Genomic DNA, 12,963 nt, shown 5'->3' on the forward strand with positions numbered 1-12,963 from the left:
CCTTATTTACGTTTATGCGCCTTTTTCTTGGCACGACGAATCTTAGCTTTACGTTCTTTTTCTTCCATTTCCAAACGATTACGTTCTTCGATGATTTTAAACGGATTATTAAAAACCAAAATCTGAATAACTTGGAAGGCGTTTGAAACTGCCCAGTAAAGTGCTACCCCTGAAGAAATCTGAGTTCCAAACCAGAAAATAAAGATTGGAAGCATGATATTCATAACAAGAAGCATTGCACTACGATCTTTAGCTGCCTTATTGGTCAACCAAGTTGAAAGGAAGGTGAAAGCAGCCGCCAAAATCGGAAGAATAAAGTAAGGGTCTTTCTGACCTAGGTCAACCCAGAGGAATGTTCCTTCTCGCAATTCTGGCACTCGCGTGAGCGCTCCATAAAGAGCCATCAAAATAGGAAATTGAATCAAGAGAGGAACAAAGCTTGCGTAAGGATTTACACCATACTCTTTATAAAGATCTTGTTGTGCATAAGCAAGAGCTTCACGATTCTCGCGTCCAGGATACTCACTCTGCAAGCGACGTAACTCTGGCTGCAACTCTTGTAGTTCACGGCTTGACTTAATTTGGCGATTATAAAGAGGAATCATTACCGCACGAATTAAAATCGTGAAAATGATAATCCCTAATCCAATGGAACCACCAAATGAGAGCCCTTGAATAGCCTTCCCAAACATTAAAATGAGACGTTCCCAAAGGCCTGTAGAATGACTTGTAACATCACTTCGTCCACATGCGGACAAAAGCAAGAGAACTCCTGCACCTAAAATAGATAAATTAAGTTTTTTCTTCACTAAAAACTCCTTTTCAATACGATAAAGAACTGCTTGCTTCCATTCATTAAGACTATCTCAAAAATCAGGAATGATCTTAGTTTATCCTACAATGTAAAGAAGCAAAATAATTTTCTAGTCCTTATATAACTTTGCTATTTTTAAGACATGAACGAGATTGCTATAAATGTCTTGATAACTTAGGTCTTCGACACCTTTACGAGCAATAACGACAAAATCTTGATGTTCTAACTGAGATGACATGTCCATCAGTGCATGTCGTAGACGACGTTTTACCCGATTCCGAGTAACCGCATTACCAAGACGCTTACTGACTGACAAACCTACTCTAAAATGAGGCAGATCACGATCCAGACAGTAGACAACAAATTTTCGATTAGCAACACTGTGTCCCGCATCAAATAATGCTTTAAAGTCTTTCTCTTTCTTAACGCGATAAGATTTTTTCAAAATGCGACTCCAAACTCAAAATTAGTACTATTATATCATAAATAGCAAAAAAGCCCAAAACCTTATGGTTAGGGCCTTAGAGACTTATTTTTTTAGAGCTTTTTGAGCTTCTTTGATTTGCCATTTAACCTGGTCAAAACCAGTTCCACCAAGGGAATGACGACGTTCAACAGCTGTATGAGATTTAAGCGTCTCATAGATGTCCTCTTCAATTAAATCTGAGACTCCTTGATAACGTTCGAGAGGAACATCCTGAAGATAATAACCAGCTTTGGTACACTCAAGGACAAGTTTTCCAACAATCTCATGTGCTTCACGGAATGGTAGCCCTTTAGACGCAAGATAATCAGCCAACTCTGTAGCATTTGAAAAATCTTTCTCTGTTGATTCTGCCATATGCTTGTCGTTAACAGTCATTGTATTGAGCATACCTGCGAGAATATCAATAGCAACAGTAATCGTTTCTACCGTATCAAACATACCTTCTTTATCTTCTTGGAGATCTTTATTGTAGGCTAAAGGTAATGACTTCATCACAGTCAATAATCCAATCAGATTGCCATAGACACGACCTGATTTCCCACGAATTAGTTCTGCCATATCTGGGTTTTTCTTTTGAGGCATAATGGAAGAGCCTGTTGAAAAAGTATCTGATAAAGTCACAAACTTAAACTCGTTAGAACACCAGTTAATGATTTCTTCACAAATACGTGTCATATGCATCATTAGAATACTTGAGTTTGACAAGAATTCGAGAATAAAGTCACGATCAGAAACAGCATCCAAGGAATTGCTATATGGCTTTGCGAAGCCCATTAAGTCAGATGTCATATTACGATCAATTGGGAAAGTTGTTCCTGCCAGTGCAGCAGCTCCGAGTGGAGAAATATCCGTATGCTTGATATTAAATTCAAAACGTTCGGCATCACGTGTAAACATGTTGTAATAAGCCATCAAGTGGTGACCAAAAGAAATCGGTTGTGCATGCTGCAAGTGAGTGTAGCCTGGCATAATTGTATAGGTATGTTTGTCTGCTAGGTTGACTAAAGTACCACGTAAATTATCAAGCTTCTCAATAACTTCCACTAATTTAGCTTTCAGATACAAGTGCATATCCGTTGCCACTTGGTCGTTACGTGAACGTGCTGTATGAAGTTTTCCTGCTACTGGTCCAATTTTAGCTGTTAAAAGGCTCTCCATATTCATATGAATATCTTCATTGGAAACATCGAATTCTAGTTTACCAGCCTTATATTCCTCAAGCAGCTCTTCCAAACCCTGTTTAATTTGTAAAGCTTCCTCTTTGGTAATAATTCCTGTCTCACCAAGCATAGTGACATGGGCAATAGACCCTTTAAGGTCAAACTCTGCCATCTTTTGGTCAAAGGAGATTGAAGCACCAAATTCTTCTACCCATTTTTCAAGACTAGCTTCGAACCGACCGCCCCATAGTTTATGATTTTCTGCCATAGTTTTATTTTGAAGATTTCCCTACACTGAGATAATCTTCCATCCTTTCTTAATACTTATAACAAGCAACGACCTCTTGGGTCGCAATAACTTAAATGAAAAAAGCTAGATAGTATTTGTCTAGCTTAATTTGTCTCTCTGGACACTTGTTTTCCTAAATCCCGATCTCAGTCGTAGTTTATTTAGGCTCGTGACGCTTCTCAGAACGCCTTAACGATAATAATATAAGTTATAAGAAAAGAGTATCAGATGTGGCTCCCTGTCCACTTTTATCTGATAAGAAGCATTTTTCTTCTAATATCCTACTTTTCTTATGAAATCTGTCATTAATTGTCAAATGGATGATTAACTTGTGAATTAACCTGAGTTGGAAGACCCCAAAGCTTGATAAATCCGATCGCAGCATCCTGATCAAAGCTGTCCGCTGATGTGTAAGTAGCCAAGTTTTCATCATACAATGAATTAGCTGATTGACGTGCTACAACCTGAGCATGCCCTTTATAAAGTTTGACTTTAGCGATACCATTAACAACTTTTTGTGTTTCCTTAATATAAGCAATGATAGCTTGTGTTGCTGGGCTAAACCACAAAGCATTGTAGATAAGGTTTGACAATTCATTTTCAAGAATTGGTTTGAAATGAGAAACTTCACGTACCAAAGTTAGGTCCTCAATTTCTTTATGAGCTGTCAAAAGCGCAATAGCTCCTGGGCATTCATAAATTTCACGTGACTTGATACCCACAAGACGATTCTCAACGTGGTCGATACGTCCAACACCATGCTTGCCAGCAATAACATTCATTTCTTGGATAAGGTCAGCCAATTTCATTTCTTTACCATTAAGGGCAACTGGTTTCCCTTCTTTAAAGGTTACATCGACATATTCAGCTTCATCTGGTGCAGACTCTGGTGAATTAGTAATTCCAAAAGCTTCTTCTGGAGCTTGATTCCAAGGATTTTCAAGAACACCACACTCGTTAGCACGTCCCCAAAGGTTTTGATCGACTGAGTAAGGATTATCAAGGTCTGCTGGAACTGGAACACCATTAGCCTTAGCATACTCAATTTCTTCCTCACGAGACCATTTCCATTCACGCACTGGCGCTACTACTTTAAGACTTGGATCTAGGGCAGCAATGGCAACTTCGAAACGAACTTGGTCATTACCTTTACCAGTACAACCGTGAGCGATAGTTGTTGCTCCTGTTTCATGAGCAATCTCAACTAATTTTTTAGCAATGATTGGACGGCTAAGCGCTGAAACCAAAGGATATTTTTGTTCATAGTAAGCGTGAGCCTGAAGTGCTGGAAGCACATAGTCTTCAGCAAACTCGTCTTTGACATCAAGCACGTATGACTCGATAGCTCCAACTGTCAAAGCTTTGTCATGGATGAACTCAAGATCTTTACCTTCACCGACATCCATACAAACAGCGATAACATCGTAATCTTTTTTAAGCCATGTAATAGCGACTGAGGTATCAAGACCTCCCGAATAGGCAAGAATAACTTTCTCTTTTGACATAATATTTTCTCTTTTCTTATATTTTCTTGCGGTTGCTATCTCTATCAACCTTACGAGATTTATTATATTGCATATTTATTCACCTGTCAACGGTTTTTTGTTATTTTTTTATATTTATTTCGTTTTTATTTGTTTTTATTTATTATTTCGACCTGAAAAGTGCGTAATTCTTAATTTTTATTCAATTTTATGCAAGGAATGGGTGAAAATAAAAAAACACTCTTGAAACGATACAAATAGATTCAAAAGCATCTTTAACTATCTATCTTCTAAAATGCCAAAAGGCCTGTACAAAGTACAGACCTTTTGAACAACAGCATCATCGGTAGAGAACACAACAGCAATTTTAGATAGAATGAATGAGGGAAATTATTATGTTTAAGGGACTAACTTAAACCATACATTCTTCTTGCTCTCTAACCTTGATTACATTATAGCATGCAATCCCAAAATGTATATCTTCATTTCCTAAAATGTCGAATTTCACTCACAGAATGTATTTTTTATCCCAATCTGCACTAATCCTCTTAAAAACAAAAAAAAGGCTTGATTTCTCAAGCCTATTAATTTCTATAAAAAAGATATGTAATTGGACGAGCGGCCAATAAAAAATGGGGATTAGGAAAAAGTTATATAAAAGTACATTATTTATTTTCATAAAGTGTATGTAGATTTCAATAAGATTGACGATGTCTCATTTCCGAATCACATATCTTGATTATATAATAACTTTTTTCAATTTAATTGTCTATACGATTTCATAGAATGTCGTTTTTTCATCCTGAACTGCATTATTTGTAGTTATTTTTTTATAAATCTCTAAATTCCATCACTAAAGGACATCTATTTTGTGTTTTTACATAATTTGCTCACCTATAAGATAATCAATCACCTATAAAATAAACACATGCTTTTTTAGACTAAAAAGAACATTAGTCGATGACTAATGTTCTTTTACCTCTGACCATTTTTTAAGCAAGGCCTTCATTTTCAAACGTGAAACTGGACAAGAATCACCATTTTCAAAGTAAATCATCAACTGACTCTTATCAATACGAGAAATATTATCCAAATTAACTAAAAACGAACGATGACAAGAAAAGAGTTTTTTATTCACCGAAGTAATATCTCCAAGATTGGCATAAAACTCCAAACGCTCTGTTTTGGTAATCAGCATCACCTTATGAGGTGTCACAGCAGTCGCAAAATAATAAATATCTCTCATAGGGACTTGGATTCGAGACTGTGCTGTTTCAAACACAAATATCTCATCATCATCCACATCTCCAACTTTTTGATTCACAAAAGTCAATGTTTGTTTTAGTTGTTGTTTGAACTCTGCATTAGAAACTGTCTTATCAATAAAATCTAGTGCAGAAACCTTGTATTTAAAACTAATCGGTGCAAACTCTGAGTGAGTTGTCACAAAAATAATAACCGCATTAGCATCTTGTTGGCGAATTTCTGAGGCGACTTCTAGCCCCTTCTTTCGCTCACCATCAATATCAATATCCAAAAGGAAAACCTGATGGTTACCCTTCTCGTTGATACTGGACAATAGTTTGTGGGGTTTAGAAAAAACTTCAAGTTTTCGTACGGAAAACGTGCCCTCTGAAACCAATTCTCTGATGATGTCACTAATACGTGTTTGCTGCATTAAGTCATCTTCTAAAATGTAAATATTCATATTAGGGCCTCATTTCTAGTATTTGCATCATTTTATGATTCTGACTACGGACAGAGAAGGACGTATTCGGATAACGTTCCAAGATATCTTGAACAGCATTAACACCTATACCACCCTCAGGATGAGGAGTCTGGGCACCCATCATTGAAAGTGGAACTTGCTCATCTGCAATTGTACTTTCAATAATAAAACTCTGGCAATCTTCTTCATCAAAATAGGCCAGACTAATGAAACCCTCACTGGCTTTACGAGCACCATGAATAGCATTATCCATGAGGTGACCCAAAACAACAGCTAAATCTAAATCAGTTAGATAGTTATGAGTCACTGGATCTGGAATCTCTGCATGAATATTGAGTCGATACATCTGAGCTTCATGATATTTTGATGAAAGTAGACTATGAATACTTGGGTTTTGGATATTATCCAAATCTGTGACCTGAGTCGAAAAGCTGTGCTGATCTCGATTGACATAAAGATCAACTAAATCTTTTTTGTAAGAACGAATATCTCCTGTTCTTTCGATATCTCTCAAATTATTAAGCAGAAAATTATAGTTAGAGCGAACATGCATCAAGTCTCTATACAAACCTTCCACCCTAGTATTCTCGCGCTTCAAATCATCAAGATAGTTGGCTTGCTTCATCGCCAAATCCTGCTCTATTTTTTCCTTAGCAAACTGGTTCACAGCTCCTAGTACAAAGAGGAGTAAGTAGAGATATCCCATTACCAATGGCACACGAAACCTACTCTCAAGATGTAACTCTGGAAAATAAGTATCAAATGTCGACACCAAAAAGATAACTAAATAATAAAGCAAAAGAAGCATGTTGACCAAACCCAGACGGTTCTTTTTTTCTTGTTGGGTCGCAACTTTCAAGATATCTGTAAAATCTAGACGTAAAATAAAATCTACTATTCTGACCGTCAACATGACAAAGGAAAGTGGTACCATAGACCACCAAATATTGTTGTTTAAAGTAGCAGCAGTTATGCCAAGTATCGGCGGGAAGAAGAAGGTAGCCAAAAAACGTCTTGCCAAATCGACTAGTACCACCGGGTAAAAACCTAGAAAAAAGCGCTCTACAGAAGTGACACTTTTATTCAGTTGATAACTAAATGTCAATGTTACAATGGCTACTAAGGGAGGTACTATGCCTATATAGCGTCCAATGAGTTGTCCCCAAATGCATAGAGCAACATCAAATAACAAATAAAGCATACGATTTTTAAGATTAGTGTTTTGCCCACCAATACGTAAGTAGATATCCCAAATAATGACAAACATCAAAATTTGAAATAAGATGTTACCCAGCATAGTTATCCTCCTTTCTACGATTATAGTCCTACCGTAACAATTTGATAGGTTTTAAATAATTCTTTTTTATTTGTTAAACCGATACCGTTTGACCAGCAAAACTGAGCAAAATCACGACTAATAGTCAGACTATCGTCGAGCTTCGGATCAGCTTCCTGGTTAGTATTCTCAAGAATAAAGCTGAGATTGCCATCCTCATTCTGTTGAATAAGGAAACCAATATCTGTCTCCGGTTCCTTGGCCCAAAGTTTTTCAGCTAAGTTCATGCAACGTTCTAAAACTCTAATAAGAACTGCAATATTTAAATTGTTAGGATAAGCATCAACGTTGACATCCAACCTAACGGTGATACCCTTTTGTTCCAAAGGAATGATTTGGTTTACAATCCAACTTCTTAATACCGGATAAGGAATCTCGAACAGAGGAGCCAACTTATCATTTAAGTCCAAATTATCAAGTTTAAGATGATTCAAATGCTCATGATAAACAGATAAAACCTCTGATAATTGATTTTTAGCCAATGGAGTCTCAAGAGCTACCAAAAGACTCTCAAAATCTTTTTCAATAGGCTTTACTTTTGTAAAAAGATCCTCAATATGTTTATTATAGACTTCCAAGTTATAGACATAGGTCTCCACAGCTTCCTTACTACGTTCTCTGACAAATTTATGAGAATAGCGGTTCAAGGTTGTTACCATTAGGAGATAAACTGCCATTGCAATAAAAATTGGCCCTCCCACATTACTACCTGTTGATACCAAAATAGTACTACAAGTAATGTAGAGTGCAAAGGTCAGATCAACGGCTATCAACAGACGTTCACGACCACGTGAATAAATCAATTCCTTGACCTTATCAACATCTGAACTGGAAAGATAATTGATATAGAGAAAGAATGGGTAAATCAGTACAAAAGATAACAATTTGAGGAAGAAGTTTTCTTGAATCTCACTCAAAGTCATATTTGTAAACAGATTATTGAATACATAAAATGGGGTAAAGGTAGCAAATAAATCTGTAAAAATAACCGAGAAAGCTCCAAAAAAGAGGCTTGCCCAGAGCGTCAAACGATGTTCCCGCCGTTCCTTTAAGGCCAAAGCTAAAAAGATAACAACTTGATAATAGAAGCCATCACCCTTACCAAGTGATACCACTATACCTAAGAGACTTAAACAAAATACTTTCCAGTAAGCTAGTGTGCTCCTTGTTAGTTTTTTATAAATAAACCAGGTAATATGAAAACTAATAATTTGAATAATACTATTTTCAAGGGATACCATGGTCCAAAGTTGTAAGTTCATGATAATATTTCCTGTTTATACTCAAGAGACATTTTCGTCATCTTCTTCAATGAGTTCTTGACCCGCCTTTTTCAAAATATCCTGATAGGTTTGTTCAATAAGGTCAAAATCCCCACTATCAATACTTGTCTGCATACTAATGAGTATGTTTTCATAATCATGTTTAAATGAGCGTACACTCTTATAGGCAGTTTCGATTTTTTCATTATTAGCTTCCAGACTCCTCAAATGCTCCTCTTGTTCTCTAAGAATTTTACTATCACGAACATCTTTACCGTAGGAAACAAAACGAACAAGAATATACATGTGTATAAGAAAACCAACCCAAATATAAATTTGAGGGTAACCCGGGAGATAGGTCTGACTCAGGAGCAAGGAGAATATCTCCTGTTTAAAGAGGATAAGCAGATAACTGATAATTAAAATATGATCAACTTGCAAGAGCATGCTCTTATATTTATCCTGCAAGTCCTGATATGGTTCCTTAAAAAAGCTATCTAAACCGAACATTTTTTGCAAGCCTAGAAAGAAAGGAAGAACAACACTATCTACAGCCAAGATTCCTAAATGGTTTGGAACCAACTCAACCGGCTTATTAAAGAAAACTCGGAAAAGATAAAAACTAAAGAAACTTGTAATCAGGGTCCAAAAGACAGGGGCAAAGAAAGCATAAAAATACTTTTCTTCTCGTAAAGCCTGAGGTTTTTCAAGAAAAATAAAGACTAGGAGATAGATTGCATCTGGAATATCAATTTGCCATAGCACCTTGGCTAACCACTTAACGGCAGTTACTACGATTACATAAGGAATATAACGGTAAGTAAAAACATCTAGATAAGCCATTCTAGCTAAAATCACAAGATGTGAAACGACAACAACCAAAGCAATAAGGCCATCAATCGCAAGTTGCATATGCTTTTCCCCTTTCTATTTTCCCTTATCCTCCACAAATATTGTCTTTGATTTATCAATTATCCTGAAAAGAGAGGACCTGGGTAAAATGATGGTCACAACTACGAGTCTCAAGATTTACTTTTGGATAGCGATTAAGTATATCTGCGACCTTAGACAAACCAAGACCTCGGCCTTCACCTTTGCTAGAAACCCCTTCATCAAAAATCCTTGACACAGGAATACGTTCTTCTCTGGTTGTATTATCAATAACCAAGATAAGATAACCTTGATTTTTAAAGAAGGATATGGTTAAAGTAGGATTTTCAGAATCCACTGCCGACTCAATAGCATTGTTTAAGAAGACAGAAGAAATCACAACCAAATCTAAGGCCTCTATCTGAGTTGACGATATAACATCTGGTAACTCCAAATTGACCTTAATTCCTAAGTTCTCTGCCTCAAGCACTTTAGCAGAAAAGAGACTCTTGAGAGACGTGATTTCTAAGTTGATCAAACGTGACAATTCATAATTTGACAAAGTTAAGCTATTTCCAGATTTCTCTAAAAGCTCTGCATACTCTTGTTTCAAAGCAGGTAAGTCTCGACGTTGGATACTAACCTCCATTGTCTTAAGTCCTTCAAGATAATCCTTCTTCACCTGAGAAATATCATTATAGAGATTTTCTAAACGGTGGCTATATTCCTCTAAACTTTCCTCATGTCTAGCCATTTCTTCGGCCAACTGGTTTTTCACTCTTCTCTTAGAATAGATATTAAGCTGAGCAAAGAGCAAAATAAAGAGAATGGAGTAAACAATCGTAATACTGCCCGCTAAATAAATAAAGAGGCCTGTGTAAGGAAAGATGTTACTGGCATAGAAAATAATTAAAGATAAAACAATATAAGCCAGAGTAACCCCAACCAATAAGCGTTGCCTAACTTGGTAAGTATGGTTATTTCCCATAACATTGAGAGCACCAAAGTCAATAAAGAATACTTTGACAATCAGATGAAAAATTGGATAAATCAAGAGATAAGACAAAGCAATAAGTACTGGGGTATCCTTGACCTGTAAATAATTAATTTGAAAAATCCATGGGAAAAAGTAAAGTTGAAGCAGTTTCGAGGTGACTTCAACAAAAACCCACGGCAAAAAGGTGAAAAGAAAAGAATTCTTTTCACTACTTGATATTTTATTTAAGAAAAGATAGCAGAACAAAAGTGCTAAGAGCGACCCTGTAATGCCTCCGACAAATAGAGAGAGCAAGAGACTCCCTGCGATAAACCAGCATTTACTCTTCCAAGTTTTGAGCAAACCTGACATATCGTGACTAACAATTAAAATAGCCAATAGACGTAGAACCGTAAACAAAACGATCATCTCTAGACTCCCCCTTTCCTTTCAAAAATCAACCTACTTTATTGTAACATAAATATATAATTTAGCGTCATTCCTATTAGAAAAAGCTAAAAATATAAATTTATTTTTCTCGGTTAAGAACAATCAATTATTAATATGAGCGTCAGACCATTTCCCATATCCCCTACTTTTTATCAACATTAAAAAGAGCTTAGAAAAACTAAGCTCTTTAACTGACTCATACCTTCTTTTTATGGGTACATGCCAATGACGTAGTAGAAATACCAACCAAATCTTCTCATAACGCTCACTCCTCCCTACTTTTTATTACCAATCTATTATAAAACTAATTTAAAGTTTTGAAAATGATGATATGATTACGAAATATCATCATTATATTACAAATACACTCTTAGTAATACCCCATTAATTGCTGATACATTGTTTATGTACATTCGAAAACCCAACAATTGTTGGGTTTGTTTTTATAATGTTGCAAGAACTTGATCAATATGTTTGATTGATTTTTCACGACCGAGCAAGAAAATAGTGTCTGGCAATTCTGGACCGTGCATTTCTCCTGAAACAGCAATACGGATTGGCATGAAAAGGTTTTTCCCTTTGATTCCTGTTTCTTTTTGAACAGCCTTAATCTGAGGGAAAATGTTTTCAACAACAAACTCATCATCAGACATAGCTTCGAGTTTGGCTTTAAAAGCCTCAAGTACTGTTGGTACTGTTTCACCAGCCATAACTTCTTTTTCAGCCGCTGTCAATTCTGGGAAATCTTCAAAGAAGAGATCTGTAAGAGGGACAATTTCTTCTGCAGCTGTCATTTGTGGTTTGTAGAGTTCCACTAATTTTTCAGCTTTATCTGTTAAGCGACCAGCTTCTTCCAAGAAAGGTTTGCAAAGAGCAAAGACTTTATCGAAATCTGCATTCTTAATGTAGTCGTTACTCATCCAATCCAATTTCTTCTGATCAAAGGCCGCTGGTGACTTACTTAGACGGTTTTCATCAAAAAGTTTAATGAGTTCTTCACGAGAAAAGATTTCGTCTTCACCGCCAGGATTCCAACCAAGAAGAGCAATGAAGTTAAAGACTGCTTCTGGAAGATAACCTTTTTTACGGTAGTCTTCGATAAACTGAAGGGTGTTAGTATCACGTTTAGACAACTTCTTACCAGTTTCAGAATTGATGATAAGGGTCATGTGCCCAAACTCAGGTGCTTCCCAACCAAGAGCTTCATAAACCATGAGTTGTTTTGGTGTATTGGCAATATGGTCATCTCCACGTATAACGTGTGAGATTTGCATATCGTGGTCATCAACAACTACCGCAAAGTTGTAAGTTGGGTAACCATCTTTCTTCTGGATAACCCAATCGCCACCGATATTACCACCTTCAAATTCGATATCTCCCTTAACGATATCATGCCATTTATAAATTCCTGACTCATTAACCGCCAAACGAACTGTAGGAACAATACCTGCTGCTTCACGTTCTGCGATGTAGGCAGCTTTTTCTTCTTCAGTCATACCAAGGAACTCGTTAATATAACGAGGTGTTTCACCTGCTGCTTCTTGACGTTCACGCTCAGCAGCCAACTCTTCTTCAGTTACATATGACTTATAGGCTTTACCTTCTGCCAAAAGTTGATCAATATATTTTTGGTAAAGTGGCAAACGCTCTGATTGACGATAATTTGCATGTGTTTCAGGACTTTCATCCCAGTCAATCCCCAACCAACGCAAGTTATCAAGCTGTGAACGCTCACCATCTTCAACGTGACGTTTACGGTCAGTATCTTCAATACGGATAATGAAAGTACCGCCATGATGACGTGCATAGAGGTAATTAAACAATGCTGTACGGGCATTACCAATGTGTAGAAGTCCTGTTGGACTTGGTGCGTAACGAACGCGGATATCTTTAGCCAAGATAAATCTCCTTTTTATGTTTCATTCTTCAGTCTTTGGATACCTATTGAACCTAAAGTCCCTCCCTTAGGATTAACCTTAAGATGATAAGTACCCGTAGGTAACTCTAGCCTTCAAACTTTCCAAATAAAAATCTAGAAGCGAGTACCAATCTTTCTTATTATATCACAATCTAGGGGTGGTTCGAGAAATTTTGTTAAAAAAACGA

General features: G+C 36.6%; 10 protein-coding genes. All 10 read right to left on the minus strand.

Annotated elements, in window-relative coordinates:
• Nucleotides 1-2: 2 nt before the first annotated feature.
• Nucleotides 3-809: a membrane protein insertase YidC gene (locus tag ACWPVZ_RS05815; RefSeq protein WP_414341157.1), complete on the minus strand. Its 807-nt coding sequence runs from the start codon at nucleotides 807-809 to the stop codon at nucleotides 3-5.
• A gap of 114 nt (nucleotides 810-923) precedes the next feature.
• Nucleotides 924-1,259 carry a ribonuclease P protein component gene (rnpA, locus tag ACWPVZ_RS05820; protein ID WP_002891957.1) on the minus strand — a complete coding sequence of 112 codons (336 nt, stop codon included), beginning with the start codon at nucleotides 1,257-1,259 and terminating at the stop codon, nucleotides 924-926.
• A gap of 84 nt (nucleotides 1,260-1,343) precedes the next feature.
• Nucleotides 1,344-2,729 (minus strand): argininosuccinate lyase, encoded by a 1,386-nt coding sequence (gene argH, locus ACWPVZ_RS05825; protein WP_002891959.1) that lies wholly within the window; start codon nucleotides 2,727-2,729, stop codon nucleotides 1,344-1,346.
• A gap of 326 nt (nucleotides 2,730-3,055) precedes the next feature.
• Nucleotides 3,056-4,255: an argininosuccinate synthase gene (locus tag ACWPVZ_RS05830; protein ID WP_037598503.1), complete on the minus strand. Its 1,200-nt coding sequence runs from the start codon at nucleotides 4,253-4,255 to the stop codon at nucleotides 3,056-3,058.
• Nucleotides 4,256-5,198: 943 nt separating this feature from the next.
• Nucleotides 5,199-5,942: a response regulator transcription factor gene (locus ACWPVZ_RS05835; RefSeq protein ID WP_073690048.1), complete on the minus strand. Its 744-nt coding sequence runs from the start codon at nucleotides 5,940-5,942 to the stop codon at nucleotides 5,199-5,201.
• Nucleotide 5,943: 1 nt separating this feature from the next.
• Nucleotides 5,944-7,260 carry a GHKL domain-containing protein gene (locus ACWPVZ_RS05840; protein ID WP_347096367.1) on the minus strand — a complete coding sequence of 439 codons (1,317 nt, stop codon included), beginning with the start codon at nucleotides 7,258-7,260 and terminating at the stop codon, nucleotides 5,944-5,946.
• A 20-nt stretch (nucleotides 7,261-7,280) separates the two neighbouring features.
• Entirely contained in the window at nucleotides 7,281-8,561 is a 1,281-nt protein-coding gene (locus ACWPVZ_RS05845; protein ID WP_454381337.1) for a hypothetical protein, read from the minus strand.
• Nucleotides 8,562-8,582: 21 nt separating this feature from the next.
• A complete protein-coding gene (locus ACWPVZ_RS05850; protein WP_454381339.1) occupies nucleotides 8,583-9,473 on the minus strand; it encodes a histidine kinase in 891 nt (296 codons plus the stop codon).
• 55 nt (nucleotides 9,474-9,528) lie between these two features.
• Nucleotides 9,529-10,836 carry a GHKL domain-containing protein gene (locus tag ACWPVZ_RS05855; RefSeq protein ID WP_037600068.1) on the minus strand — a complete coding sequence of 436 codons (1,308 nt, stop codon included), beginning with the start codon at nucleotides 10,834-10,836 and terminating at the stop codon, nucleotides 9,529-9,531.
• A gap of 464 nt (nucleotides 10,837-11,300) precedes the next feature.
• Nucleotides 11,301-12,755: a glutamate--tRNA ligase gene (gene gltX, locus ACWPVZ_RS05860; protein WP_347093431.1), complete on the minus strand. Its 1,455-nt coding sequence runs from the start codon at nucleotides 12,753-12,755 to the stop codon at nucleotides 11,301-11,303.
• Nucleotides 12,756-12,963 lie beyond the last annotated feature (208 nt).

This window comes from Streptococcus sp. Marseille-Q6379, assembly GCF_965119505.1.

Coding starts and splice junctions, on each gene's coding strand:
- ACWPVZ_RS05850 (WP_454381339.1), bottom strand. CDS start 9,473: ATGCAACTTGCGATTGATGGCCTTATTGCTTTGGTTGTTGTCGTTTCA.
- ACWPVZ_RS05835 (WP_073690048.1), bottom strand. CDS start 5,942: ATGAATATTTACATTTTAGAAGATGACTTAATGCAGCAAACACGTATT.
- ACWPVZ_RS05855 (WP_037600068.1), bottom strand. CDS start 10,836: ATGATCGTTTTGTTTACGGTTCTACGTCTATTGGCTATTTTAATTGTT.
- ACWPVZ_RS05830 (WP_037598503.1), bottom strand. CDS start 4,255: ATGTCAAAAGAGAAAGTTATTCTTGCCTATTCGGGAGGTCTTGATACC.
- ACWPVZ_RS05845 (WP_454381337.1), bottom strand. CDS start 8,561: ATGAACTTACAACTTTGGACCATGGTATCCCTTGAAAATAGTATTATT.
- ACWPVZ_RS05840 (WP_347096367.1), bottom strand. CDS start 7,260: ATGCTGGGTAACATCTTATTTCAAATTTTGATGTTTGTCATTATTTGG.
- argH (WP_002891959.1), bottom strand. CDS start 2,729: ATGGCAGAAAATCATAAACTATGGGGCGGTCGGTTCGAAGCTAGTCTT.